The following is a 26,626-nucleotide window of genomic DNA, read 5'->3' as shown; positions in this document are numbered from 1 at the left end:
TAACAATTCTGTAATATTTACAAAAGATAAGAAAAGAAAACATAAGGAGGGAGTTTATGGATTCGATTCTTAGAAAAGGATTGTTCCTAGTTACCTTGACAGGAGCTATTGGAGTTTTCCCAGCCACGGCATATGCTTCTGATATCGAGGATAATCACACTATGCCAGGAGTGGGAATTGAGCAGGTGCTGAATGATTGTTATTCTTCACAGAAAGAGATTCAGGTGGAGGATTATCTGTCACCAGAAGATAAGGGCGAGTATTTAGATATGGCTTTTGCAGATGTTGAATCATTTTTATATATAAGAAGTGAACCGACAAAGCAGAGCGAATGGGTGGGTAAATTATATCCCGGTTATGCAGCAAAAATCGTAGGACCAGTTGGAGAATGGACGAAGATTGAATCTGGTTCGGTTACAGGGTATGTGTATTCGCAGTATATAATAATAGGAAGAAATGCTCAGCAGAAGGCAGAGGAAGTCGTAGAAGCTTCTGCAAGCGCAGATCCAAAAGAAGCTTTTTCTTATGCAGAATCTAAAGAGGAAGAGGAAGCGCGTTTGGCTGCGGAGGCAGAAGAAGCGGCCAGGAAAGCAGAGGAAGAGGCTCGGGCTGTGAGAGAGGCTGCCGGAAGTGGTCAGGCAGTGGTGGATTATGCATGTCAGTTTATCGGCAATCCATATGTCTGGGGAGGCACAAGCCTGACAAATGGAGCTGACTGCTCTGGTTTTGTGCAGTCTGTCTACGCACATTTTGGAGTGAATCTTCCAAGAACGTCTTCAGAAATGCGAAGTGCCGGCAGGGGAGTCAGTTATTCGGAAGCACTTCCTGGGGACATCATTTGCTATGATGGACATGTCGGTATTTACATGGGAGACGGACAAATTGTAAATGCAATTAATAGCCGAAAAGGAATCGGGATATTGCCTGCCACGTATAAAGGAATCCTGACAGTAAGAAGATTACTTTAAATTGGTGCATATTGAACAGAAGCATAAAAGAACAGATTAAGTAAGTGAAAAATTGCCGGATATACAAAATAGACAAAAATGTATAAAAAATTTGACTGTTGAAAAATAGTTAAAAATTTATCCACATTGAGTTATCCAAGTTTTCCACACTAAAAACGTGAAAAAAGGTGGAAAAATACATGATTTCTAAAAGTTTTCCACATTATCCACATAAAAAGGTGTGGAAACTGGGGATAATTCAAGGTAAATAAAAGAACGAATGTTTTGTGGAGTTATGATAAAAATAGTATTTTGTCGAAAAAAATCGGCAAACGTATTGACTTTTAAAAAATCAAATTTTAATGGAAAATTGTCATAAAATGTTTACACAATGGTGAAAAGCAATTATAATAAGAAAACGTAAAAGAAAAGGAGGTGCACACATGGCACGAGTTACAAAGGAAATGACTATGGGAGAACTGCTTCAGACATATTATGAGCAGTGCCCTGAAATTGTAGATGTTCTTACAGGATTAGGAATGCATTGCATCGGATGCCCAAGCTCTATCGGAGAATCACTTGCAGATGCTGCATATGTTCACGGAATTGATTCAGATCTTCTTGTTGAGAAACTGAATGCAACAATTAATGCAAAACTTGGTGAGTAATATTAGATTTGCAGAACAACAGAAAATAGAACAATAAAAAGCGGACTCCAATTGGAATCCGCTTTTTATTGTCAGGCATAAGCCTGAAAGATTTTTCTTAGTTTTGTTTAAACATTAGCCAGTTGCTGTACTGCATCATTTTCCAGTAGTACTTTGCAATGCTCTCCTAGGAAAGCAATTGTAGCGCCCGAGGTCTTCTCTAATGTACCGTATTCAGATAACATATTACAGAGTCGACTGAAATCCTTTCGTGTATGTTCTGACTGAGTCATCGCAAGGATATAAATATTTTCGGCAGTATCTTTATACAAAGTGTTCGCACCAAAGTACATATTTCCAAGTAATCGTGAGGCCGCAAGGACATTGTCCATAGAGGCAAATGAAATCAGACGGATTGCAGGTTTCTTAGGTGCAGCGTCTTTTGGTATTTCATTCTCCAAAGCTTCAGTTTCAGGATCATCTAGAGATTCTGATGAAGAGCTGACTGGATTTTCCGGTTTGGAAGAACTTTGTGCAGCATTAATCTTCTCTTTGACTTTGCCAAGCAGATCAAGAAGAGATTCAGCACCTTCCAGTTTGTCAGGGAGTCCCTGACGGGAAGAATCTCCATCCTGCCCCGGAAGAGGTGCGAATTTAGAAAAACGCGTGTCGAGTTCCTCTGGATCCTCGACTTTAGTAATGATCAGCACGATTGAATCTGAGGAAGAAGGGATTGCCTCGATCATCAATGGCATATTCTCTGCTTCAAAACCAAATTCCTGTGCTGCCTGTTGCATCATATCGTGGAAAAGTGATCTCGCTTTTTCTGTACCATAAGCCAGTTCGCTGAGTTGGAGCTGACGTTCGGCCAGATCTGCGCGTGTTAATGTACAGCGTATCTGATTGTCACTTAATTTTTCAATCTTCATATTTATCACTTCCTTTCACATAGTATAGCATAGAAAAAGTTTTTTGTTCAATAAAATAAATATAAAATCAAAAAAGTGCTTGCTTTTAAAAAGAGTATCCATTATAATGACCGTACTAGAAAATAGTTTTCCCTGGTAACTATATTTTTAGAACATATTTCTTAAAAAGTAATTCTTAACAGTATCTAGCCAATCAGAATAAGAATTCGAGAAATAGCGTGAATTCCGCGCAAAGATTCAAGAGTAATAACAATCAGATAAAAACAACAATCAGAAAAAATCAGATAACAATTAGAGTACAATCAAATAAAAATTAAATAACAACAGATCATGAAAAAATCAATCAGATAAGTAACAAAGCAACAGATAGTTGAATAGTAATGCACGGCTGTTTTCTAGCAGAAAAGTGGACGTGTCTGGATATGTGGGATAATGTATCACGGCATTTTATCCTTCTGGTTTGTCATATACAGATCTCGAAGACAATGCGACCGGGGAAGTGCATTATTGAGGAGGAGGTAAAGTCATGGGGGACCCCAGAGAAAGGAATTATCAAAGTCTTTTTTCAGAGTTGGCAGGTTATGAAAAAAAGGGAGTATATATGTTAATGAACGGGGTGCCGGCAAGTCCCATGCAGATTGTGCAGGCTCACATTGTGAGGGAGGATGCAGTCTATATGCGGGATTATGTGTTGAATGATAATGGAGATATAAAAGAATTGTGTTTTGATGATGTAGAGATGCAGGAACAAGATAGATGAAAATATATCAGCTGGGAGATGACTCCCACCTCTATAGGTGTTGAGAAATAAGCTGGTATCAGTGGTGGGAGTCAATCACCCAGCTGATATAGCCTCCGGCAGGGCGCACATTGTCCGGTGGACAATGGTTTTGCGCCGACCGAAACGGAGTGTAGACTTGCAGAGGTGCGCGGTAGAAGTGTGTCATGCAATTGCATGACGCGCACCTCGCAGCAAGAATGCCGAGGCATTCTTGAAAAAAAGTGTGTAAGTACCCTCATAAGCAAGGCCTGAATTTGTCGAAAAAGGATGACGCATGTCCACTCGTTTGTTATAATAGCGAGTAGGAGGTGCAGCATGGACGAAAAGGAAATCAAGAGAACCACAGATCCGCGAAAAAAAGCGGAGTGGGCAAAAAGCGCCAGCAATCTGCAGAATCAGCGACGCCAGGAGTCATCCGGCCGCACGGAGACTGAGGGCGGAGCGAGAGGACAAGCAAGTCGGGAGAATGCGGAAACTTTGTCAGGAAAGGCAGCCGTAGAAGATAGAGAACGCCGCAGAGCGAGAAATGCAGGATCGTCAGCGGGAAAATCTAAGGTGAGAAAAAGACCGGCGGTATCGGAAGACGGTCAGGAGAGACCGAAGAAGAGACGTCCGGTATCGGAAGACGGTCAGGAGAGACCGAGGAAGAGACGTCCGATATCAGAAGATGGTCAGGAGAGACCGAAGAAGAGACGTCCGGTATCGGAAGACGGTCAGGAGAGACCGAAGAAGAGACGTCCGATATCAGAAGATGGTCAGGAGAGACCGAAGAAGAGATGTCCGATATCAGAAGATGGTCAGGAGAGACCGAAGAAGAGACCGCAGAAGGCAGAAAAGGTCTCTAAGAATCAGAAAAAGCAGGCGGCACGGCCGGCGGCAAGAAAAGCGCAGACAAAACGCAAGCGAAAAAGACGTGTAGGATTGATGATCCTATTATTGATCATACTTGGGATAGCCGCAATTGCAGGAGCATTTCTGTGGAAGAAGTACAGTCCGTCAAAGGAACGGATGGATGTAAAAAAATATTATGGAATTGAAAACGATAGTCAGATGGCTATTACGGTAGATGATCAGATTGTGGAACCTCACGGAATGATATCGGATGGGAAAGCGTATGTGCAATATGAAGTTGTAAGAGATTATATCAACAGCCGTTTTTACTGGGATGCCAATGAGAACAAGCTTTTGTACACACTGCCGACAGATATTGTAACTGTGGAAATCGGAAGCAAAGATTACAGTGTTTCCAAAGAAAAGAAAAGTGAAGATTATGTTATCCTGAAGACAGAAGGAAACACAACTTATGTCGCATTAGATTTTATTCAGCAATATACGAATATAGATTATGAAGTATATGATAGTCCGAACCGGGTGATGATTACTTGTGACTGGGGAAAGAAACAGGTTGCAACAGTGAAGTCAGATACACAGGTTCGATATCGCGGCGGGGTTAAGAGCCCAATCGTGACAGATGTGAAGAAAAAAGATGAAGTGATCGTTCTGGAGAATGAACAGAACTGGAAAAAGATTCTTACAAAAGACGGGTATATCGGATATGTGAAGAAAAATGCATTGAAGAATGAAAAAACTAAGAATGTTACTCGCGATTTTACGGAACCGGAATACACCAGTATCAAGAAAGATTATACCATTAATATGGCATGGCATAATGTAACCAACAGTACCGCCAATAGCGGTTTGCAGCAGAGACTTGCAGATAGTAAAGGGTTAACGACAATTGTGCCGACATGGTTCCATGTGAAAGATACAGAAGGGAATCTTGAATCAATTGCTTCAACAGATTATGTAAATTATGCACATCAGGCAGGCCTGGAAGTGTGGGCCGCTATCAGGGATTTCGATGGGGGAATCGGATCCAATGATGAATCACTTCAATTACTCAGCTATAGCTCGAGAAGAGAGAATCTTATCAATCAATTGATAGGAGCGGTGATGCAGGTCGGAATAGACGGCATCAATGTAGATTTTGAAAAGATTTCAAAAGATTGTGGAGTTCATTATATACAATTTATCAGAGAACTGTCTGTAAAATGCAGACAAAATGGTATCGTACTTTCGGTGGATAATTATGTTCCTAAGGGATATAATCAACAGTACAATCGCAAAGAACAGGGCGTTATGGCAGACTATGTCATTATTATGGGATATGATGAGCATAATGGAAGTTCACTGGAAGCAGGTTCAGTATCTTCTTATGAATTTGTAAAAGAAGGAATTGAGGAGACGATCAAAGAAGTACCGGCAGAGAAAGTGATCAGTGGGATTCCGTTCTTTACAAGACTGTGGTCGGAAACGCCGAAAACACAGGAAGAACTGAATCAGGAGGCAGGAACAGAAGCAGCAGATTATCCGATGAAGGTGACAAGTGAAGCACTGGGAATGTCTACAGCCAGAGATAAGATCAGCCAGGCAGGTGCAGAAACAACATTAGATGAAACAACCGGGAATAATTATGCGACCTGGGAAGCTGACGGTGTAACATATGAAATCTGGCTGGAGGATGCAACCTCGATTGAGCCGAAGCTTCAACTCATGAAGGAGAATAAGCTTGCAGGTACTGCCGCATGGGCATTAGGACAGGAAAGTTCAGATATCTGGAATTTGATTTTGAAGTATGTAAATTAGAGTGATGAAAGATCAGAGAGTGAGATTACTTTCTGGTCTTTCTTTTTTTGAATGAACAGATGGGAAAATTCATATACTGAAACAAACAGGTGCTTTGGTGAAATATACGAAGTTTTGGAGGTTTCAGGAAGTGCGCAAGAAAATTGAATTGTTAGTATTACTTCTGGCGCTGGCAGGAATCTATACCGTCAGCCGAAATCTGGAAAAATATGTACAATCGGATCAGGTGAAAAGTGAACAAGAGCGGAAGATGGATCTTGTTGTTATAGATAGTGGTCACGGGGGAAGTGATCCGGGAAAGGTTGGTATCAATGAAGTCCTGGAAAAAGATATCAACCTTAAGATTTCAAAACAAGTGGAAAAAGAACTGAAGAATAAAGGTTATCAAGTTGTTATGACCAGGGAAAAAGATCAGATGCTCGCAGGAGAAACTTCCGGAAATTCCAAAATAAAGGATATGAAAGCGAGAGTTGATCTGATAAATGAAAAGGCTCCGGGGCTTGCGGTCAGCATTCATCAGAATAGTTATCACGAAGAGGAAATACATGGTGCACAGGTATTTTATTATTCCCATTCAGTAGAAGGGCATACAGCGGCAAAGCTGATGCAGCAGGCGCTTCTTGGCGCGGACAGTGAGAATACGAGGCAGGAAAAGGCCAATGATACATATTATCTGCTCAGGAGGACTCAGGTGCCGACAATCATCGTAGAGTGTGGTTTCCTGAGCAACCAACAAGAAGCAGAGCTTCTGGCGGGAAAAGATTATCAGAAAAAAATTGCCAAGGCAATCGCAACAGGAATTGACGAGTATCTGAAAAATGCTGCCGATGGTACATAGAACGATAAATCGCCAGACAGACGTGATTTGGTTCGAAAAAATATTTGGAAAGTGATAACAGGTGTAGTATAATAACAAACATGAAGACAATAGTAGAAAAAATTACAAAAGAACAACTTAATACAGAGGAAGGAAAGAAGATTATTGGTCAGGCCGGAGACTTTTTAAAAGAAGGTGGACTGGTAGCGTTTCCAACGGAAACAGTATATGGTCTCGGTGCTGATGCTTTGAATAAGACCGCTTCAACCAAGATTTATGCGGCAAAGGGCAGACCTTCGGATAATCCTCTGATCGTGCATATTACGAATATGGGAGCACTGGATAAGATTGCAGATATTATTCCGGAAGTTGCTTATAAAGTGGCTGATGCTTGCTGGCCGGGACCGCTTACAATGATTTTCCAGAAGACAGAGGAAGTGCCATATGAGACAACAGGAGGCCTGGATACAGTTGCAGTACGTATGCCAAGTGATGAGATCGCAAGAGCTTTGATCGATGCGGGCGGCGGGTATATTGCTGCGCCAAGCGCGAATACTTCAGGACGTCCGAGCCCGACGAAAGCTGAGCATGTAGAAGAAGATTTAAGCGGTAAGATCGAGATGATTTTAGATGGAGGAGCAGTAGATATCGGAGTTGAATCTACCATTCTGGATATGACTGTAACACCGCCTATGATTTTACGCCCTGGTGCGATTACAAAGGAGATGCTCACAGAACTTATCGGTGAAGTAGACATTGACAGAACATTGATCACGCCGGACAGCAAAGTGAAACCGAAAGCTCCGGGGATGAAGTATCGACATTATGCTCCGAAAGCGGATCTTAGTATTGTGGAGGGACCGATGGAACTTGTGATCGATGCGATCAACCAGATGTCTGCAGAGCGTATAGCTAAAGGACACAGAGTCGGTGTGATCGGAACACAAGAGACTGTAGGCCGATACAAGGCAGACGTAGTGAAAAGCATAGGAACAAGGGCAGACGAAGCAACTATCGCCAATCATTTGTATGCGGTATTGCGCGAGTTCGATGATGCTGAAGTAGAGTATATATATAGTGAATCATTTGCAGCCGGAGGAATCGGCAGTGCAATTATGAATCGATTGCTAAAGGCAGCAGGACATCATGTGATAGATGCCTGATGGCTCTTTATGTGGTGCAGATCAAATCAGATGTGTGCCGGATATTAAAAAAACTGATAAACATGTCATGAGATGGAGGAGAAAAACATGTCTAAAGTACAGATTATGGATCATCCGCTGATCCAGCACAAAGTGAATTATATCCGCAGAAAAGAAGTTGGTTCCAAGGAGTTCCGTGAGATTGTTGGGGAGATTGCGGCTCTTATGTGTTATGAGGCAACAAGAGATCTGAAATTACAGGATGTAGAGATCGAGACACCAATCTGTAAGATGGTTGGAAAAGAATTAAGTGGGAAGAAATTGGCAGTTGTACCGATCTTACGTGCAGGACTGGGAATGGTCGATGGAATGCTGAGCATGATTCCGGCTGCAAAAGTAGGTCATATCGGTCTTTACAGAGATCCGGAAACGTATGAACCAGTGGAATATTATTGTAAGCTTCCGGCAGACTGTGATGAGAGGGAAGTATTTGTTGTGGATCCTATGCTGGCAACAGGAGGTTCAAGCGTAGCAGCAATTCAGATGTTGAAGGAAAAAGGTGTGAAACATATTCGTTTCATGTGCATTATAGCAGCTCCGGAAGGCGTAGAACGTATGCAGAAAGAGCATCCGGATGTAGATATTTATATCGGTGCTCTGGATGAAAAACTCAACGAGCATAAGTATATTATTCCGGGACTTGGTGATGCTGGAGATCGTATTTTCGGAACGAAATAGGAGGAAGCAGCAGTGAGTGATAAACGTAAAGACTATATCAACTGGGATGAGTATTTTATGGGAGTAGCAAAGCTATCCGGACTTAGATCCAAAGACCCGAATACTCAGGTTGGGTGCTGTATTGTCAGTCAGGATAATAAGATTTTATCTATGGGATATAATGGACTGCCGAAGGGCTGCTCAGATGATGAGTTCCCGTGGGTGAGAGAAGGAGAAAATCCATTAAAGACAAAATATGTCTATACAGTACACAGTGAACTGAATGCGATTCTGAATTTCCGTGGAGGAAGTCTGGAAGGAGCAAAGCTCTATGTGTCTCTTTTCCCATGTAATGAGTGTGCAAAAGCAATCATTCAAAGTGGAATCAAAGAAGTTATCTACGACTGTAACAAATATGATGGAAGCACAGCTGTACAGGCATCTATGCGTATGTTCGATGCAGCAGGAGTGGCTTATCACCAATACAAGAGATCGGATCGCAAGATAGAGATTGAATTGTAAATTAGATATTCTTAAAAAATCGGCAGAATAGAGAAGCAGATGAGAGGATTTCCGGGAGGAGATCCTCTTTTTTAAATAGAAAAATATGTGGGATAAAAATAGTATGCTATATAAATAATACTGATTTTTAAGATTAAACCTATGAAATGAAACAGTATTTCTGAATAGAAATCAGACGGGGATATTTTAAAATATGTCATATGGTAAGCTTAACAAGGATATATATGAAAATAGAAGGAGGCTTGGATATGTCACAGAGATGTTCGAATTTTATGATAAATTTTCTGATCCGTATGGCAGTCGGGGTGATGTTGATTCTTGTGATAAATGGATTCTTCGTGTCAAAAGAGATTCCGGTAAGGGTGGGGCTGAATCCAATAACAATGGCCGCCTCCGGAACATTAGGAGTCCCGGGGGTTGCCCTGCTATATGGTGTGGCCTTTTATGAGAGCCGGTAAGCAACACTGCAGATAAACCCTTTGGGAGCAAGAATGGAAGTGATTCTCCAGGATGAATATTCGTCCTGGAGGTCTTTTTTATCCGGAGTGATGTAAAATGTACGTTCGGATTCCTTCGTAAGATAAAAAGAAGTGAAAGAAGTTGTCATACCCGTTCCAAGTCCCTTTACGAAGGATTCTTTCAAAGTCCAATAATGGATAAAATGTTTTACACGCTCTTCGTCAGAGTAATCAAGAAATTTTTTAATTTCCTCCGCGTGAAAAAAACGTCCCATCAGCGATTGAAGCCTGACATTTCTGTCAACTTTTTCAATATCAATACCTAGTGGTGTAGAGGTTGACATTGCAAATGCAAGGTAGCCTTCGGTATGAGAAATATTAAAATAAAGATTCCGTCCGATTGCCGGAGAGGCAAGATAGGGTTTGCCATGCCTGGATTCATGCAGGCATACCAGACCTTTGTCAATACACAGATAATAAGAAAGGATTTCTCTGATCATGGCACGCCCGGCACCTGCTTTGTGCAAGTTGCTGTCATCCGGTTCCGGCACATAGATAATGTGTACTTCGCCTGCAGCAGGAAATGAAGGAGTTTTACCTTGTAAATCGCGTAATTTTAAGAATTTGAACTCCATAATATGGACTCCTTTCCAGTGAGATAAAGTCGGTAAGTTTTAAAATTCTATGGATATATTATAACTGTTTCCAGATGATTTTCAATGATTGATAAAAACAAATCTATCTATGTTGCACAAAGTTTTACATTTTCTAAAAAAGGGATAGACAAAAGGGGAAAGCCTGTCTATAATCCAAGACATCTGATTGTTATATTCTAGTTGGCAAGACATAACCATTCAAGTTATTCAAAGTAATTCAATGTTATTCGACCATTTATTCCGGTCATGAATTCCTAAGAAGATAACGAGAGAACACACAAGAAGAGGAGGGATAATATGTGGAGAGCAAAAATCTGGTAATCTGTGATCCAGAGACAAAATTTGCTTCCGCGTTTGCACAGTATCTTACAAGACAGAAAGAATTGGCGGTCCGTGTCAGGACATGCAGTGATCTTTCTTATGTATTGGCTATACAGGAGAAAGAGAAGATCGATTTTCTGTTCATATCTTCGGAGTATCCGGAAGATTCCAGAAAACAGGTAAAAGCCGGTATGGTATTTGTAATCGCACCAGAAAGAGAGGTGGCGTTGGAAAACCGGGAGGTGCCGATCTACAAATACCAGCCGGGAGATCAGATCCTGGCGGAAATGATTCGTCAGTGCAGCATATCAGGAGACGAGAAGCAGATATTTTTAAAGATTACCGGTAAAAAGAACTGCAGAGTAATTGCGGTATATTCTCCGGTGAGAAGAATTGGAAAGACAACCTATGCAATCCGGCTTGGAAGAAAACTGGCAAAGGAGGCAAATGTATTGTATCTGGGAATGGAAACTTACGGTGGAGAAGGTGGACATTTTCCGGAAGGAACACAGACACTGGCAGATGTCCTGTACTATGCAAGGCAGGAACAGAGCAATATCGGAACGGTACTTACAACTATTGTGAGACACTCGGAAAATCTGGATTATATAGTACCGATGCCTGTATCCGAAGACATTAAGGAGATTGACTCGGAAGAGTGGATCAGGCTGATACAGAAAATTATAGAACAAAGTATTTATGAAATCGTGATTCTGGATATGGATGAAGGCGTTCGGGACATTTACCGGGTGCTTCGGATCTGTAATGAGATTCACATGCTTACGATTGATGAGCCGGTCGCAGAGGCGAAGGTGGAGCAGTTCGAGGCAGAACTGGAACTTCTGGGCTACGAGGATGTCAGACGTAAGATCATACGAAAGGAGCAACGCACATGATACAGGCGGAACAGCTTCATGCGAGGATTCTGGAGGAACTGGATCTGTCCAGAGATATTCCGGATGAGGAGCTGACGGAGTTGATTCACCGCGTGCTGGACGAGGCATCCGGCAGAGAATATATACCGCTTGGGAAAAAGGCGGAGCTTGGCAGAGAATTATTTAATGCATTCCGGAAATTTGATCTTCTTCAGGAATTTCTGGAAGATGATAAGATCACGGAGATTATGATTAACGGGACTGAGAATATATTTCTGGAGAAGGAAGGAAAACTGATCAGATCCGGGAAAAGGTTTGTTTCGCGGGAGAAGCTGGAAGATGTCATTCAACAGATCGTTGCAGGATCCAATCGAATCGTAAATGAAGCATCTCCAATCGTGGACGCAAGACTTCCGGACGGGTCGAGAGTAAATGTGGTACTGGGGCCCATCGCTTTAAATGGGCCCATAGTAACCATAAGAAAATTTCCAAAAGAAGCAATTACAATGAAACAGTTGATCCGGTGGGGTTCTATCTGCCGGGAAGTAAAAGAATTTCTGGTAAAGCTTGTTAGGGCAGGCTACAACATATTCATCAGTGGAGGAACCGGATCAGGCAAGACCACATTCCTGAATGCTTTATCGCAATACATACCAAAGGATGAAAGAATCATTACAATTGAGGACAACGCAGAACTACGGATTCTGGATATTCCAAACCTGGTAACTCTTGAGGCGAGATGCGCCAATCTTGAGGGAACAGGTGAGATTACTATACGCGAATTAATTCGGACGGCGCTTCGGATGAGACCAAATCGCATCATTGTCGGGGAAGTTCGCGGAGCCGAAGCAATTGATATGCTGCAGGCACTTAATACCGGTCATGATGGAAGTCTTAGTACCGGTCATGCCAATAGTCCTAAGGATATGCTTTCTAGGCTGGAGAGCATGGTGCTGATGGGAATGGATCTTCCTTTGGGGGCAGTTCAGAGACAGATCGCATCAGGAATCGACATTATTGTGCATCTTGGAAGACTCAGAGATAAAAGCCGTAAAGTACTGGAGGTTTCAGAAATCCTGGATTATCAGGACGGTGAGATTCTGGTGAGTCCACTGTACAGATTCGAAGAGACAGGAGAAAAGGATGGGAAAATTCAGGGAACTTGGAGAAAAATGGACGACCTGGTTCATACACAGAAGTTACTGGCAGCAGGATATAAAGAAGTGTGAATATGTAAAAATGATCTTGAAGGTCATCATGATTGTGACAGGAACGGCATGGATATATTATCGCTCATGGGTGGCAGTTATATTGTTGATTCCGGCAGGCGTGTGGTATTACATACAGCTTCTGGACGAATGCATTAAGCGAAAAGAACAGGAATTTCTAGTACAGTTCAAAGAACTGATACAGACATTTTCCTCTTTACTGAATACAGGATATTCTGTGGAAAATGCAGTGAAAGAGAGCCTGAAAGAGATGCAGGTTTTTTACTCTGATGATGCGGCAATTCTACGTGAGCTGGAAATCATGGTCAGGCAGATCCGGGTACAGGTACCGGTGGAACAGGCAGTAGAAGAACTGTCCGAGAGAACAAAGCTTCCAGATGTGGAAAGCTTTGCCGGAGTCTTTGTCACGGCCAAGAGAAGTGGAGGAAATCTGATGTCTATTATCCGCAATACAGCGGATCAGATTGGAGACAAAATTGATGTAAAACGGGAAATTGATACAATGCTGGCGGCGAAAAAATATGAATTTCAGGTGATGTCGGTCATTCCTTTTGGAATTGTACTTTATATGACTGTCAGTTTTCCGGAATTTATGGGAAATCTTTACGGAAATATAGCAGGAAGAGGAGTGATGACAGGATGTCTGATCATATATTTGGGCGCATACGGGCTTGGGCGAAAGATCATCGAGATCGAAGTCTGAGTATCGGGATCATGTTAGTGGTGTTTTCGGTGGGCGTTGCAGCTCTTATCTGGGATTACAATGGTGCCTACAGAAAAAATGTAGAGGAGATCACAAGAAAAACTTATGGCAAAGGGAAGAAGACGGAAGAACTGCGTGTAGAGGGAAAAGACCGGGTATTGGGGGAAATTCCGATCGAAGTAACAGAGCAGGTCTACGGAGAACAGGAAATCAGTCAGGTATTAAAGCAGGCAGTAAAGAAAATAGATTCGTTGATTCTGGCGGAGAATATAAGTCTGGATCATGTGGACCGGGATTTGAATCTTCTGACCGAGATTCCAGGAAAGCCGATCGATGTTACATGGAAGCTTGACCGCTATGATGTGATCAATATTTACGGAAAATTAAAGGAAGATAAGCTTGTAAGTGAAGGGACACCGGTGAAGCTGACAGCCATATTGACGTATCGGGAAGATGTAGAAAAACAGGTACTGTATGAATGTATGGCAATAGTCTATCCACGAATGACCGGAAGTGATGGAGCGTTATTAGAAAAGGTGCGCCGGACAGTGGCAGAAAAAGATCAGGATACCAGAGAATCCGGGACGTTAACATTGCCGAAACAGGTGGACGGACAGGAAATACATTTTTATACGGTAATGAACTGGAGAGGTGCAGTAATTATGGCGGCTGCAGTTGTGATTTCCGTGCTGTTTTTTGCGCTGGACAAGCAGAACGAGATAAAAGAAAAACAGGCAAGACAAAAACAGATGTGTCTGGATTATCCGGAAGTCATCAGTAAGCTGACATTACTTTTAGGAGCAGGAATGACGGTCCGCAAAGCATGGAGAAAGATTGTAAATGATTACGATTCGCGGATAAAGCAGCAAGGGAAGCGTGCAGTTTATGAAGAAATGAAGTATACATGCCGACAGATGGATGGCGGTGTTCCGGAAGCAGAATGTTATGAGAAATTCGGAAGAAGATGCGGGACACAGGAATATATGAGATTTGGTGCATTGCTGTCACAAAACCTGAGAAAAGGTACAAAAGGTCTAAATAACCTGCTTCGGCTGGAAGCAATCCAGTCTTTTGAAGAGCGAAAAGCAAGAGCAAGACGGCTCGGGGAAGAAGCAGGAACAAAGCTGTTACTTCCGATGTTTCTGATGCTGGCAGAGGTGCTTGTGATTGTTGTAGTCCCGGCATTTTTTACCGTACAAATGTAGGCATTGTAAAAATATAAAAATATGTCACAGAAGATATGACGGAATAGAAAAGCGGGTGTAGAGAAGCAAGAATAGAGAAAGCGGGAGGATTAATTATGTGGAGAGTCTGGTATTTAAAACACAGAGTGAGAGAAATATTGGAAAACAAAGACGGAGTCGGAGTTGTGGAAATTATCTTAATTTTGGTCGTACTGATTTCACTTGTCGTTATATTCAAATCTCAGCTCACAAGTCTGGTCGAGACGATTTTCGAGAAGATCACAAGCGAGAGCAGCGGTATTTAAAGGGGGAAGTCACAGTGTATTTAAGTCTGGTATTTATTTTACTTATTTCATTTGCCGGAGCAATGCTGGAAAGTGCCTCTTTACAGAATGTAAAAAATTACAGAAGAGCAGATATGACACGGGCGGTGGAAAGTATATTTGCAGAGTATCAGAAGGAACTCTGGGAAGTCTACGGAATTTTTGCGCTGGAAGGAAGTTATGAGACGGGCAGTTACAATGAAGAATTGTTAAAGGAACGGCTGGCCTATTACGGAGCAAGCGGGATGAATCAGGAAATTACAAGAATTCAGCTATTGACGGACCAAGGTGCCAGTGCATTTTACGAGCAGGTGACGGCATATATGGAAAATAAATACGGACTGGATAAGGTGAAGAAACTGGTTGGACAGACAGATACATGGAAAGCAGGAGAGGAGGCTTTACAAAATTATGAAAGGGACGGGGCAAAAACGGAACAGGAATTACAGGAGCTGTTGTCGCAGAAGGAGGAACTTCCAGAGGAAGAGAATCCCTTATCGCATGTGGCGAAATTAAAAAGCATGCCTCTTGTAGATCTGATTATGCCAAAGGGACGTGTAATGTCAAAGAAAAGCATTACGTTATCGGAAATGGTATCTCATAGAAAACGAAATCAGGGATATGGAGATTTCTCAGATGTAGCAGGATCGGGAAGTACAATCAGTAAATTACTGTTTGGAGAGTACGTGCTGGAACATTTCAAGATGGCTTCAGATAGCCTGCAATCTGGCAATGGAAATTATAATAGTGGAGATTCTGTCGGTGGAGATTTTCTCAGAGGAGATTCTGCTAATGAAGACTTCGGCAATGGGAATCTTGGTGACATGGCAGGTGCGGGGAGTCTGGACTATGAACTGGAATATATTCTGGAAGGCCATGCCAGCGACAGAGAAAATATGGAGACAGTTGCCAGTAAGCTTCTTATGGTCCGATTTGTGCCAGATTATGCATATATCCAGACGGATTCAGAAAAGAAGGCAGAAGCCGAGGCGGCAGCGCTTACATTATGTACGGTGATTGGACTTCCGGAACTGGCAGAGGGTGCCGCGCAGGGAATTTTACTTGCATGGGCTTATGGTGAAGCAATCATGGATATTAGAACGCTGATAAGTGGAGGGAAAGTACCACTTGTAAAGAACGCAGAGGATTGGAAACTAAGCCTTTCCGGACTGATGCAGCTTGGCAGTGCAGGAGAAAATGTGGCAGCAGATAGTGGTAAAGATATGGAAAGCGGACTTGCTTATCGGGAATACCTTCGCATGCTGTTGTTCCTGAAATCCCAGGATGAAGTTGGGATGCGTACATTAGATATGGTGGAACAAAATTTAAAGATACGATATGGAAAGACATTTTTTCGGGCAGATGCCTGCATCAGCAGAGTAGAATTTCACAGCACATGCAATCTGCGTCGTGGGATCATGTACGATTTTCCGACATATTTTGGATACAATTAAAAACGAAATGAATCAATAACGGGTGGGTGCAGATGTCCTTCCGCTCCCCCTACCGGGAGTTATAAAATTTCTGCTAACTGAAAACAAAAAAATGAAAGGAGAAAGATTCGATGAACTCAGATAAAGATATCCCTTTATTATCCAGCATATACAAATCCAAGTATACAGGAAGGGCATCTGCATCCACCCGAAAAAAAGGAAGCATTACCGTGGAGGCTGCCATGGCAGTACCAATCTTCTTTTTTGCGACGCTGGCATTGGTATTACTGCTGGAGTTGTTATCCGTGCAGACGGCTGTGCGAAGCGGACTTCAGGAAGCGGGAAAGAAGCTTGCAGTGCAGGCAGTAGAAGTCCCGGCAGTGATTCCGTCAAATCTGGAACGTGATGTTGTAAATTCTATTGGAGCAGAACGGTTAGAGAGAAGCATTGTAGAAGGTGGCAGCTCAGGAATCAATTGCAATCAATCTTATTTGTCGCCGTTTACGGGAATTGGAGAAATTCAGGCATCTTATCAGGTGCGGATTCCGGTTCCGGGCTTTGCTATAGCGCCGATTTCTTATAAGGAAACTATGAGGATCAAGGCATGGACCGGCTATGAGGCAGGAGGGTTTGGTGAAGAAGATGATCAGATTGTATATGTAACGGATACAGGAGTTGTCTATCACAAAAATCCACATTGTACGCATCTGGACCTGTCGATCCATGCGGCGGCGTCATCGGAACTTAATAGCCTTCGCAATGAAAGTGGCGGAAAGTATCATGCCTGTGAGAAATGTGTTCATGGCAGCAGTATGGGTGGAAGTGTGTATATTACTGATCAGGGTGACCGGTATCATAATTCACTGACATGCAGCGGATTAAAGCGTACCGTATATACAGCGAGAATTTCTGAAGTACCGGGAAAGCGCGCATGCTCAAAATGTGGTGGAAAGTAGAATGCCAGGAATGATAAGTAGAATGAGAAGAGGTACAAGATGTGGGAAATATAAATAGAATGGTAGATATAGTTGTGCTGTTAATTCTAACTGGGCTGTCTGTGTCAGATATTAGAAATAAAAAAGTTTCCAGAAGAGTTCTGACATTGTGGGGAATATTGACAGTCATCTGGAAAATAGTGGACTTTTATCGAATCAGAGTGTTCCTGGAAAAGATGGAACAGACAAATGTAGAGAATCTTGTTGGAATCTGTGCAGGAATCGGAGTGGGAGTGCTGTTCCTTCTTGTCAGTAAAGTGACAGAAGAAGCAATCGGTTATGGGGACAGCGTGGCAATTATGATTCTTGGAGGATATCTGGGGTTTTGGAAAGTTGTGGGAGTGCTGGCAGCAGCATTTTTTATAAGTGGAGTCTGTTCGGTGATATTGGCATTTCGCGGACGGGTGAAGACAATGCCATTTTTCCCATTTTTGACTCTTGGATATATTCTGATGCTGGCAGAGCAGGGAGGTGCAGCGTGAGAGGTTATACAGTAGAGATGTCATTCTTAATGCCAATCATTATGTTGCTGGTCATGAGCAGTATCTATGCATTTTTTTATTACCATGACAAGAATATAATTGCGGGAGCAGCTTATGAGACAGCGGTAGTTGGAAGCAATAAGGCGAGAGAAAAACCGGGTTCACAGACCGGAACTGGAGATAAAAGCGGGACAGATGCGGCGGAACTGGAAACACTTTTTCAAAGTCGCGTGAATGGAAAGTGTATCCTATTATCTACAATCCAGGGACAGGTTACGGTGGAAGGAGATGAAGTCTGTGTCCGGGCACAGGGAACATGGAGGAAGATGAAAGTCAGTGTGGAAAAACGTGCGGCAATTACAGAACCGGAGAAAAAGCTTCGGGATATTAAGAAAATAAAGGAGTTCGTCAATGGAACGTAAGATTACGATAGAAGAGTCAGTCCCTTATACAGAGGACTATCAAAATAAAATGCTGGAAGAAAATCAGGTGGAAGGACTGCTGGAAATGCATGGACGGGGAATGGATGACAAAAGCTGTTATGATTATGATGTGAGTGGAAAAGTGTCCATGAAAGCGCTCTATGAAAAGCATACGATGAGTGGAGAAGAAATAAAAATATTGCTAAAATCTATTTTGCGTGTCGTGAAAGAAGTAGAAAGGTATCTTCTCAATGTGAATTGTATTCTGATGGATCCGGAGTATATTTTTTACACAGAAGAAAAGTATTATTTTTGTTATTATCCACCGAAAGAAAAAAGTCTGTGGGAAGGATTTCACCATCTGAGCGAATATCTGGTGAAATGTGCAGATTATCAGGATAAAGAATGTGTCCAGATTGTGTTCCTTTTGCATAAAGAGACTATGAAAGAAAATTACAGTCTGGAACAGATTATAAAGGAGTGTGTAAAAGAAGAGGAAGAAAATGTTTTGGCAGAGGATAAAAATACAGATTTGGGAACAGAGGAAGAAAAGGAAGGAAGCACATATTTTGACCGGACAGAACATGACTGGATCGCAAGCCAGGAAATGGGAAGTACGATACTCCGTGAGACAGAAAACCTGTGGACACCGATGAAGCGTTTTCTTCACAGACGCAGAAAACCAAAGTGGGGAGACTGGGACGGGCTGTATATTGAAGAAGAAGATCTCTAGTGTTATACTGTACTGACAGGAATGATGCCGGAAAAAATCCCGGCTGGAATATCAGAGACAGGAGGCGGTTTGTCGTGAGACAGGAACGGTTTAAAATGGAAAGACAAGGGCTGGTGGTAGAAGGCCAGCAGGTGGAAGTAACAGAGAGAAGTCCGAATACGAACCTGTTTACTTATGTAGTGGAACCGGCAGTTGCAATGTCCGGAATTTACAAGACATCTGAGCGTATTCATGCAAGACAGGGCGTAATCAAAGAAATACAACATACGGACAGAGGATATTATCTGATCGTAGAGTTTGATGAGTAAAATCTTGCAGAATAACGTTGACATTACAGAAAATTAATGAGAAAATTTTCCTATGAGAAATTACAAGAAATTACCAATTTGTACAATTGCAATCGCAGCAGCGAATGTTCTGATCTTCCTCGGACTGTCTTTTATGGGTATGACTGAGGATTCCGCATTTATGATGGAACATGGAGCAATGTATGTTCCATATCTCATGAACGGAGAACGATATTATACACTGATCACCAGTATGTTTTTGCATTTTGGATTCAGTCATCTGATGAACAATATGGTGATGCTGCTGGTCATCGGTTACAGCCTGGAACCAGAGATTGGAAAAATCCGTTTTCTGTTCATTTATCTTGGAAGCGGACTGATGGGAAATCTCGTATCGGCATGGTTTGATGTGAGTCAGGGAAGCTATGCGGTATCAGCGGGTGCTTCCGGAGCAATCTTTGGAATTGTGGGAGCACTTCTTTATGTTGCAATCCGTAATCATGGACGAGTCGGAGAGATTTCAACAAGAGGACTTGTTCTGATGGCAGGCTTAAGTCTCTATTATGGATTCACCGCACAAGGGGTGGATAACGCAGCCCACATTGGCGGGCTGATATCCGGATTTTTACTGGCGGTACTCACATATTGGAAACATAAGCCGAAACATTATTAAAAATGTTTTAAGGGATTGGAATTGTAAGGGTGAATGTAGTTTTTAGCTGGCAGTCCGGCAAATCTGGTTCTGAGTGGACAGTCAGTGTTCCGCCATGTGCTTCGATAATTCGGCGGGAAAGTGGCAGGCCTAAGCCTGTTCCGGACGATTTGTACGTGACAAATGGTTCGAAGACTGAAGATAGATGTTCTGGTGCAATACCACAGCCGTTATCGGAGACGGAAATAATCAGATTTGAATGCTCTTTCCATGCGTGAAAGTGAATTTGCGGAGAATAAGTAAGTGCTTTGCCGGTATCCAAAGATCTGTTACTTTCACAATGACAGGCAGAATCAAGATGATTAGAGCATGTAGATTGTTGAATCAGTACTGCATCGCGCGCATTTCCAAGAAGATTCAGAAGAACTTCCCGAAGTTTGATGGAATCTGCAGGCATAACAGGAAGTTCCGGCTCTATCCGGGAGATAAATTCAATATCGGTTTCAATGATGGAGGAAGCAAAGGATAAGGAAATTTTCTTGAGGAAGATGTCGAAATCTGTCGAAGAAGGTGACAGACGTTGACCGTTGTTGTATGCTGATAGCTCTTCCAGTAGTTGTTTCATATATTCGATGTCGCTATGCAAGTCTGACCAGTGCCGGATATTCAGAACTTCCGGATTGGATGCTTCGATCATCTGTAAGGTACTGTATATAAGAGTCAACGGGTTGCGAATCTCATGGCTGATGGTACTGATATCCATACGGTGGGAGTGAAGAAGTCTGGTGAGAAGCTCTTCTTTCTCAGGACTTTCTGCCATGATCTGGTGTAATTTTTCATAATCAGATTCTGTGAACATAATGATTACCGCCCTTTATGAATTTATTTTTTCATAGTGTAGCATTGGCGGATAAAATAATCAACAATTTTAAAAATGATTTTTTAAAGGAAAGAAGGACATGAAAATGAAAGATGATAACTGCATTTTTTGTAAACTGGCAAATGGAGAAATTCCTACAGCAACCTTGTATGAAGATGAAGATTTCCGCGTGATTCTGGATGCCAGCCCGGCTTCGAAAGGACATGCACTGATTATTCCAAAAGAACACTATGCCAATTTGTATGAGTTGGACGATGATAAGGCTGCAAAAGTTATGGTGCTGGCTAAGAAAATGATTACAAAGCTTACAGGCATCTTACACTGTGACGGGTACAATATCGTGCAGAATAATAACGAGGCAGCAGGACAGACTGTATTCCATTTCCATTTACATATGATTCCGCGTTATAAAGGTGACAAAGTTGGACTTGGCTGGAAGATGGGCAAGCTTACCGAAGAGGATAAGCAGGATATTCTGTCTAAATTATAAACTTGAAAGTGATGGAAATTAAATGGCGGAATCTGAAGATGTAAAGAAAGCTGAAATCGACAGGCTTTACAAAGAAAATGTAAGTAAAGTGTACCGAACGGCATTGTACTACGTCGAAGATCACTATGTGGCAGAAGAGATTGTGCAGGAAGCTTTCCTGAAATTATACGACAACCTGGGAGATATATGTATGGAGTCCGGGCCTGCATGGCTGATCACTACCGCAAAGAATATGGCAAAGAACTATCTAAGAGACAGTAAATGGGAGACACCGATGGAAGAGGTTCCGGAGCAGGAGGTGCCATATTCGTCAGAAGGACTGGACGCTCAACTCATAAAAGTGCTTCGTCAGAAAGAATGCCGCGAGCTACACGATACGATTTTTGCAGATCTATATGAGAAAAATTCAAGATGGTATGAGGCAGTTACCGTTTCATATACTTTGGATAAACCACAAAAAGAAGTTGCAGAGAAAATGGGGATATCTGTGGATACGCTGTATAGTACATTATACAGGGCAAAGCAATGGATTAAGAAGTACTACGAAGAACAGTTTCACCAACTGGATGGCAAATAAAAAACAGGTGCCGGATATGACACCTGTTTTCTTATATCAGATATCTGCGTCAGAATCAGATAGTTTTGTAAGTATCTAAGTAGTTACCGATTCGATCAGATCAATGATGGTATCGATAGAATCCTGCTGGGAAGAATGCTTCATTGCATCGATGTATTTCTCGCGGTTATCATAGAGATCATGAACTGCACTGAGAAGTGTTTCGTTCGTAAGTTCCTCTTCCTCAAGCACCATACTGAATCCCTGACGCTCGAAAGAACGGGCGTTGAGAATCTGATCACCACGGCTTGCATTGGCAGACAGCGGAATCAGAAGATTTGGTTTGTGCAGGGCGAGAAGCTCGCAGATAGCATTGGCTCCGGCTCTGGAGATTACAATGTCGGTCAGTGCGAAGAGGTCACGCAACTCTTCTTTGATATATTCGAACTGTGCGTAGCCTTCTGTTCCGTTCAAAGAAGGATCGAGCTTGCCGCGGCCACATAAGTGAATGACCTGGAAGTCTTTCAGAAGCTCCGGGAGAATTGTACGGATGGCATTGTTTACGGCAACGGCACCGAGGCTTCCGCCGACAACCAGAATGACCGGTTTGTCGGAAGTAAAGTGAAGAAATTCTCTGGCGCGGTACTTATCTCCGCTTAAAAGTTCCTGACGGATCGGAGATCCGGTGAGAACAGCCTTGCCTGTCGGGAGAGAAGATAATGTCTCCGGGAAGTTGCAGCAGACCTTCGTTGCAGAAGGAATGGAAATCTTGTTGGCAAGCCCCGGAGTCATATCAGATTCGTGGATAATGACTGGTACATGTTGTCCCTTACCGGCAAGGACTACTGGTACAGAGACAAAACCTCCCTTGGAAAATATAACATCAGGCTCCAGAATCTTAATCAGTTTGCGTGCTTCACCCATTCCCTTGATAACACGGAATGGATCTGTGAAGTTCTGGACGCTGAAATAACGTCTGAGTTTACCGGTTGAGATGCCATGATATGGTATACCGAATTGAGAGATAAGTTCCTTCTCAATTCCGTTATATGAGCCGATATAGTGGATGTCGTATTGTAATTCTTTAAGACGTGGTAACAGGGCAATGTTAGGTGTAACATGACCGGCAGTACCGCCGCCGGTTAAGATAATACGTTTCATAAAAAGCTCCTTTCGATAATATATGTTACAATAAGAATGCCGTACGGATGATTCTGCTTCGTATATACTGTATGAAACAGTGAAAGATTTTCAACTTTGGCATATAATGATGTTGGGGGCAAAAGCCCCAACTATGATGCCTACGGATTGTTCCGTGCGTTGCACTCCCACAATCCTCCCAATTATTCGCATATCGTGGGATTCTCATCCCACTTTTAGGCTCATATTGGGGGGCGGATCCCAAGGTCTTTCATCCACTTATGAGCAAGCTCATGTGGATTTAGACCTTTTGACCCTGGCATCATATAATTATATTATACGTTCCCGGGAGATTTGGTCAAGAGAAAGAGAGGATAGATTTCGTTAAGAGGTAGATTATGAGTGAAAAAAAAGATCAGTTGAAAGAAATCCTAAAAGATCAATTGAATAGAGAAGCGAAACAGATAGAAGAAGAAGTCGGACTTAACGATAATGAAGAGATTCCAGATGAGCTGAAGCTCCGCATGAAAAATGCACTGGATCAAAAAATCCGTGAGCGTGAAAAGCGTTCCGAAGATACGAAGCGAACAGATGCGTATGCGAAACTCTCAGAAGAAGACCGGGAAGCACTTCGCCTTGGACGGGAGATGTTGAAGAATCAGAGCGAGGAGAAGAAAATCTATACAATACGCCGGAAGAAACGCAATATCCGTAGAATTGTAGCACTGGCAGCAGTGCTGATCCTCGTAATGGCAGTTGGAATGACAAGCATTGGCGGACCAGAGAGAATGTTGCAGTTTGTAAAAAGCTCCGTAGGTGGTAGACAAGTATCCAAAGTCAATTCCAGCGATAAGAATAAGATTATCGAGGAAGAAGATGAAGAGAAGGCATATGAAAAGTTAGCTGATGAGTTTGGAATAGATCCTGTAAGATTAATATGGCGTCCAAAAGGTATGAAATTTGAAAAAATGATTTTGGATACAGATATTCAAGTGGCTGAAGTGGATTATCTATATAAAAGTAAAAGAATAGAATATTTTATAAGTGCTTCTTATGGAGAAGTGTCATGGGGATATGATAATGAGGATAAGAAAATAAACTGTTATTATGAGCAGGTAGGAAAGGCTGATATTGAGGTGACAGAGTATGAAACCCCAGAAACGGAAAGAAACAGATATGTAGCAGAATTTGAGTATAAAAAAATGCATTATTGCTTTTCTGGAGAGATGAAAAAGGAAGAAATAGAAAATATTTTAAAAAATTTGTATTTTTATTAAAAAATGCGTCAGTTTTTTTAATCTCATGTGTCTATTATATAGGGAACCCTAAATAGACAAAGATGGGAGGTAGATAAATGAAGCGATGTATGTCCATATGCTGCGTATTTGCTATGGCTTTGGGATTAAGCTTTGGGGTATCGACGGATACACAGGCAGCGTCTAGCGTGAAGGTGATCGACGGATCCAAACTTACAAAAGATGCAGAATCCATTGGTTATACTCAAAAAGTTGCCAGAGGTGAAGATCTTCTGACCGGATATTCTAAAATTGTCCGAATGGGCCCGGGACAAATCTATGCCGGAGGAACTACCATTGCAGAACGAGTAGTAGACAGGGTCGGAATTGCTGTTATGATTGAACAGGCGAAAGAAGAAGATACGGAATGGTCTTTTTATGATTCTTGGCAGAAGTTCAATGAAAACGCTGATCGTGCATCATCTAAGAAGTATTTAGATGTAGAAGGCGATTATTACTATCGTGTTCGATGTGTTCATTCTGCTAATGATGATGTGAGCAGCAGTTTCACAGATGGAGTTTACATTGAGGAACCTTAAGTAAGATTTTGTAGAAAAGAAAAAAGAATTTAACAAATTTATAATTACAATCAGATTAGTGGACAAGGCCATTATAATGATGGGAAAAACAAATTAAAAACAAATTTCGGGTAAAGTTAGTAGGTTGGATCATAATACTTTAGAAATTTAATAACAACTGAATATTGAAACAATTAGACGCTCTTCCACAGCAATCTACATATTTCATGGCCCTTACGTTGGTTCGCAGGGCTTTGGAAGGGCGAAGGAACTGGAGACAGTTCAAAGAAAAATTTAAAAGAAAAAATATTATAACAATCATGAGAAGTAAGTTTAGGTAAGTTTAGTTTTAGGACACGCAAGCTATTAAAAGCTGCGTGTCCTTTTCCATGTGACTTACTTTACGTGAATGAATCAATTTACTGAGCGATTGCTTCGCGGAGTGCTTTGGCAAGCTGATCCGGGCAGGAAGTCGCTTTGGAACCGCATTTGATTCCGGCAAGTCTTTCGATGGCGTCTTCCACTTTCATTCCTTTTACAAGGCTTGAGATTCCCTGAAGATTACCGTTGCAGCCACCTACAAAATCTACATCTTTAATTTTATCGCCGTCCAGCTCTATGTGAATCATGCTGGAACAGACACCGTGTGTTTTATAATCCATGTTTAAAACCCTCCTATATGTTATACCAGATATATGAATATCAGAAGCCATTCTAACAGAGAAAAATCTGCTTGTAAAGAAAAATTAAGATTTCCAATAATATGATGTGAACAAGCCATTTTATGGAAGCTTGAGGTGTTCGAGGATTGCGGGAACTGCATAGCAATGGAGCAATCCGGTTACATCATATGTATGAAAAAGAATACATAGAGGAATACACGAGGAATACACAGGTACAGTAAAGAGCATCAATGCTTGACATTTGTGCATGGGGTAGGGGATAATGTACAGGATAACAGGAAATGTTTGTAATGATAGCGAAAAAGGCAGTCGGATAAAGGAAATGTGCGGGAATCGCACAGTAAAAATGCATAGCAGGAGGAAAATCGGATGATAGGTATTATTGGAGCAATGGAAGAGGAAGTTGCAGCTCTGAAAAGTGAGATGGCAGATGCTAAAGTGACAGAGTTTGCTTCCATGACATTTTATAAAGGAACTCTTTGTGGGAAGGACACGGTTGTCGTAAGAAGTGGAATCGGTAAAGTTAATGCGGCAATCTGTGCGCAGATCCTGGTGGATAAATTTGGCGTAGATACGCTGATCAATACAGGTATTGCAGGATCCCTGGATGCAAGAATTGACATTGGTGATATGGTGATTTCTACAGATGCGGTGCATCATGATATGGACGCAACCATATTTGGAGATGCAATCGGCCAGGTGCCAAGAATGGATACGCGCACATTCCCGGCAGATCCGCATCTGGTAGAGCTTGCAGTGAAGGCAAATGAAAAAGCAAATCCGCAGATCCATACATTTACAGGAAGGGTCGCAAGTGGAGATCAGTTCATTTCTTCCGGAGAAGTGAAAGCACGTATCGTGGAGAATTTTCAGGCTCTTTGCACAGAGATGGAGGGAGCCGGAATCGCGCACGCGGCTTACCTTAACAAAGTTTCGTATGTCATCATTCGAGCAATTTCTGATAAAGCTGACAACAGTGCAACGATGGATTATCCAGAGTTTGAAAAACAGGCAATTGCCCACAGCGTGGCGCTTGTAAAGGAATTGCTCCCGATGATTTAAAACCAGAGAATAAATGATTCGATAAAATATAAGAAAAAATACCATAATCTGCGGTGTGCAGATGTCGCTTTATGGGGAACGGTTTTTCGCCCTTCTTTTGG

At 42.1% G+C, this 26,626-nt stretch carries 31 protein-coding genes and 1 pseudogene; 27 read left to right on the top strand and 5 right to left on the bottom strand.

Annotated features, from left to right (window positions below; genetic code table 11):
* Window positions 1-56 precede the first annotated feature (56 nt).
* Window positions 57-968, top strand: a complete 912-nt coding sequence (locus C7E02_RS17485; RefSeq protein ID WP_105310267.1) for a C40 family peptidase — start codon at window positions 57-59, stop codon at window positions 966-968.
* Between the two features lie 422 nt (window positions 969-1,390).
* Entirely contained in the window at window positions 1,391-1,615 is a 225-nt protein-coding gene (locus C7E02_RS17480; RefSeq protein ID WP_005334971.1) for a DUF1858 domain-containing protein, read from the top strand.
* 107 nt (window positions 1,616-1,722) lie between these two features.
* Here C7E02_RS17480 and C7E02_RS17475 read toward each other — a convergent pair whose 3' ends face one another.
* The gene (locus C7E02_RS17475) at window positions 1,723-2,523 is read right to left on the bottom strand and encodes an adaptor protein MecA (protein WP_005341884.1); all 801 of its coding nucleotides are present in this window, start codon (window positions 2,521-2,523) and stop codon (window positions 1,723-1,725) included.
* Window positions 2,524-3,049: 526 nt separating this feature from the next.
* Between C7E02_RS17475 and C7E02_RS17470 the strand changes: the two genes are divergently transcribed.
* From C7E02_RS17470 to C7E02_RS17440, 7 genes are all read left to right on the top strand, one after another.
* Window positions 3,050-3,283 (top strand): hypothetical protein, encoded by a 234-nt coding sequence (locus C7E02_RS17470; RefSeq protein WP_005334973.1) that lies wholly within the window; start codon window positions 3,050-3,052, stop codon window positions 3,281-3,283.
* A 336-nt stretch (window positions 3,284-3,619) separates the two neighbouring features.
* Entirely contained in the window at window positions 3,620-5,950 is a 2,331-nt protein-coding gene (locus C7E02_RS17465; protein WP_105310266.1) for a glycosyl hydrolase family 18 protein, read from the top strand.
* A gap of 130 nt (window positions 5,951-6,080) precedes the next feature.
* The gene (locus tag C7E02_RS17460; RefSeq protein WP_005341879.1) at window positions 6,081-6,788 is read left to right on the top strand and encodes an N-acetylmuramoyl-L-alanine amidase family protein; all 708 of its coding nucleotides are present in this window, start codon (window positions 6,081-6,083) and stop codon (window positions 6,786-6,788) included.
* 80 nt (window positions 6,789-6,868) lie between these two features.
* Entirely contained in the window at window positions 6,869-7,930 is a 1,062-nt protein-coding gene (locus C7E02_RS17455) for an L-threonylcarbamoyladenylate synthase (RefSeq protein ID WP_105310265.1), read from the top strand.
* A gap of 87 nt (window positions 7,931-8,017) precedes the next feature.
* Window positions 8,018-8,647, top strand: coding sequence for a uracil phosphoribosyltransferase (gene upp / locus C7E02_RS17450; protein ID WP_005341874.1), 630 nt, complete (start codon window positions 8,018-8,020; stop codon window positions 8,645-8,647).
* Between the two features lie 12 nt (window positions 8,648-8,659).
* Window positions 8,660-9,148, top strand: a complete 489-nt coding sequence (locus tag C7E02_RS17445; RefSeq protein WP_005341865.1) for a deoxycytidylate deaminase — start codon at window positions 8,660-8,662, stop codon at window positions 9,146-9,148.
* Window positions 9,149-9,396: 248 nt separating this feature from the next.
* Window positions 9,397-9,606 (top strand): pro-sigmaK processing inhibitor BofA family protein, encoded by a 210-nt coding sequence (locus tag C7E02_RS17440; RefSeq protein ID WP_005341864.1) that lies wholly within the window; start codon window positions 9,397-9,399, stop codon window positions 9,604-9,606.
* Here the strand turns inward: C7E02_RS17440 and C7E02_RS17435 are convergent.
* Window positions 9,591-10,241: a 4'-phosphopantetheinyl transferase family protein gene (locus C7E02_RS17435; RefSeq protein ID WP_005341863.1), complete on the bottom strand. Its 651-nt coding sequence runs from the start codon at window positions 10,239-10,241 to the stop codon at window positions 9,591-9,593. The genes C7E02_RS17440 and C7E02_RS17435 overlap by 16 nt on opposite strands.
* 320 nt (window positions 10,242-10,561) lie before the next feature.
* On the opposite strand from C7E02_RS17435, the gene C7E02_RS17430 reads away from it, so the two are divergent.
* The 12 genes from C7E02_RS17430 to C7E02_RS17375 all read left to right on the top strand — a co-directional run bounded on the left by C7E02_RS17430 (window position 10,562) and on the right by C7E02_RS17375 (window position 19,922).
* Window positions 10,562-11,479: a hypothetical protein gene (locus C7E02_RS17430; protein ID WP_029730610.1), complete on the top strand. Its 918-nt coding sequence runs from the start codon at window positions 10,562-10,564 to the stop codon at window positions 11,477-11,479.
* On the top strand, window positions 11,476-12,687 hold the full coding sequence (locus C7E02_RS17425) for a CpaF family protein (protein ID WP_005335003.1): 1,212 nt from the start codon (window positions 11,476-11,478) through the stop codon (window positions 12,685-12,687). The genes C7E02_RS17430 and C7E02_RS17425 overlap by 4 nt, the downstream gene beginning before the upstream one ends.
* Window positions 12,602-13,390 (top strand): type II secretion system F family protein, encoded by a 789-nt coding sequence (locus C7E02_RS17420; RefSeq protein ID WP_242978975.1) that lies wholly within the window; start codon window positions 12,602-12,604, stop codon window positions 13,388-13,390. The genes C7E02_RS17425 and C7E02_RS17420 overlap by 86 nt, the downstream gene beginning before the upstream one ends.
* Window positions 13,327-14,595, top strand: a complete 1,269-nt coding sequence (locus C7E02_RS17415; RefSeq protein ID WP_242978973.1) for a hypothetical protein — start codon at window positions 13,327-13,329, stop codon at window positions 14,593-14,595. Before C7E02_RS17420 ends, C7E02_RS17415 begins: the two co-directional genes overlap by 64 nt.
* Window positions 14,596-14,690: 95 nt before the next feature.
* Window positions 14,691-14,879: a Flp1 family type IVb pilin gene (locus C7E02_RS17410; protein WP_040015622.1), complete on the top strand. Its 189-nt coding sequence runs from the start codon at window positions 14,691-14,693 to the stop codon at window positions 14,877-14,879.
* Window positions 14,880-14,893: 14 nt separating this feature from the next.
* Window positions 14,894-16,351 (top strand): DUF5702 domain-containing protein, encoded by a 1,458-nt coding sequence (locus C7E02_RS17405; protein WP_105310262.1) that lies wholly within the window; start codon window positions 14,894-14,896, stop codon window positions 16,349-16,351.
* 110 nt (window positions 16,352-16,461) lie between these two features.
* Window positions 16,462-17,286: a hypothetical protein gene (locus C7E02_RS17400; protein WP_029730551.1), complete on the top strand. Its 825-nt coding sequence runs from the start codon at window positions 16,462-16,464 to the stop codon at window positions 17,284-17,286.
* A 41-nt stretch (window positions 17,287-17,327) separates the two neighbouring features.
* Complete coding sequence (locus C7E02_RS17395; protein ID WP_005337520.1) at window positions 17,328-17,807, top strand: prepilin peptidase; 480 nt, start codon at window positions 17,328-17,330, stop codon at window positions 17,805-17,807.
* Window positions 17,804-18,229: a TadE family protein gene (locus C7E02_RS17390; RefSeq protein ID WP_005337518.1), complete on the top strand. Its 426-nt coding sequence runs from the start codon at window positions 17,804-17,806 to the stop codon at window positions 18,227-18,229. The genes C7E02_RS17395 and C7E02_RS17390 overlap by 4 nt, the downstream gene beginning before the upstream one ends.
* A complete protein-coding gene (locus C7E02_RS17385) occupies window positions 18,219-18,962 on the top strand; it encodes a DUF6382 domain-containing protein (protein ID WP_005337511.1) in 744 nt (247 codons plus the stop codon). Before C7E02_RS17390 ends, C7E02_RS17385 begins: the two co-directional genes overlap by 11 nt.
* Window positions 18,963-19,036: 74 nt before the next feature.
* Complete coding sequence (locus C7E02_RS17380) at window positions 19,037-19,270, top strand: hypothetical protein (RefSeq protein ID WP_005337510.1); 234 nt, start codon at window positions 19,037-19,039, stop codon at window positions 19,268-19,270.
* Between the two features lie 52 nt (window positions 19,271-19,322).
* Complete coding sequence (locus C7E02_RS17375) at window positions 19,323-19,922, top strand: rhomboid family intramembrane serine protease (protein ID WP_005337502.1); 600 nt, start codon at window positions 19,323-19,325, stop codon at window positions 19,920-19,922.
* A gap of 7 nt (window positions 19,923-19,929) precedes the next feature.
* Here the strand turns inward: C7E02_RS17375 and C7E02_RS17370 are convergent, their stop codons facing one another.
* On the bottom strand, window positions 19,930-20,760 hold the full coding sequence (locus C7E02_RS17370) for a sensor histidine kinase (protein WP_022279521.1): 831 nt from the start codon (window positions 20,758-20,760) through the stop codon (window positions 19,930-19,932).
* A 100-nt stretch (window positions 20,761-20,860) separates the two neighbouring features.
* On the opposite strand from C7E02_RS17370, the gene C7E02_RS17365 reads away from it, so the two are divergent.
* Complete coding sequence (locus tag C7E02_RS17365) at window positions 20,861-21,271, top strand: HIT family protein (protein WP_278336562.1); 411 nt, start codon at window positions 20,861-20,863, stop codon at window positions 21,269-21,271.
* 22 nt (window positions 21,272-21,293) lie between these two features.
* Window positions 21,294-21,848, top strand: a complete 555-nt coding sequence (locus C7E02_RS17360) for an RNA polymerase sigma factor (RefSeq protein ID WP_105310261.1) — start codon at window positions 21,294-21,296, stop codon at window positions 21,846-21,848.
* 75 nt (window positions 21,849-21,923) lie between these two features.
* On the opposite strand, the gene C7E02_RS17355 is transcribed toward C7E02_RS17360, so the two are convergent.
* Window positions 21,924-22,988 (bottom strand): undecaprenyldiphospho-muramoylpentapeptide beta-N-acetylglucosaminyltransferase, encoded by a 1,065-nt coding sequence (locus C7E02_RS17355; RefSeq protein ID WP_105310260.1) that lies wholly within the window; start codon window positions 22,986-22,988, stop codon window positions 21,924-21,926.
* Between the two features lie 96 nt (window positions 22,989-23,084).
* Between C7E02_RS17355 and C7E02_RS20590 the strand changes: the two are divergent.
* The 3 genes and pseudogenes from C7E02_RS20590 to C7E02_RS17340 all read left to right on the top strand — a co-directional run bounded on the left by C7E02_RS20590 (window position 23,085) and on the right by C7E02_RS17340 (window position 24,801).
* Window positions 23,085-23,272: pseudogene (locus C7E02_RS20590) on the top strand (hypothetical protein).
* 93 nt (window positions 23,273-23,365) lie between these two features.
* A complete protein-coding gene (locus C7E02_RS17345) occupies window positions 23,366-24,244 on the top strand; it encodes a DUF4367 domain-containing protein (protein ID WP_105310259.1) in 879 nt (292 codons plus the stop codon).
* A 77-nt stretch (window positions 24,245-24,321) separates the two neighbouring features.
* Complete coding sequence (locus C7E02_RS17340) at window positions 24,322-24,801, top strand: DUF6147 family protein (protein WP_203226982.1); 480 nt, start codon at window positions 24,322-24,324, stop codon at window positions 24,799-24,801.
* Window positions 24,802-25,199: 398 nt separating this feature from the next.
* Here C7E02_RS17340 and C7E02_RS17335 read toward each other — a convergent pair whose 3' ends face one another.
* Window positions 25,200-25,442 carry a TIGR03905 family TSCPD domain-containing protein gene (locus tag C7E02_RS17335; protein ID WP_005337480.1) on the bottom strand — a complete coding sequence of 81 codons (243 nt, stop codon included), beginning with the start codon at window positions 25,440-25,442 and terminating at the stop codon, window positions 25,200-25,202.
* Between the two features lie 390 nt (window positions 25,443-25,832).
* Here C7E02_RS17335 and C7E02_RS17330 point away from each other — a divergent pair, with 390 nt between their 5' ends.
* Window positions 25,833-26,525 (top strand): 5'-methylthioadenosine/adenosylhomocysteine nucleosidase, encoded by a 693-nt coding sequence (locus C7E02_RS17330; protein ID WP_005337479.1) that lies wholly within the window; start codon window positions 25,833-25,835, stop codon window positions 26,523-26,525.
* Window positions 26,526-26,626: the final 101 nt, after the last annotated feature.

The organism is Dorea sp. Marseille-P4042 (assembly GCF_900290215.1).
Classification (GTDB): domain Bacteria; phylum Bacillota; class Clostridia; order Lachnospirales; family Lachnospiraceae; genus Dorea; species Dorea formicigenerans.
Note: the sequence above shows the minus strand (reverse complement) of the source record. Positions and strands in the feature narration are given on the sequence as shown.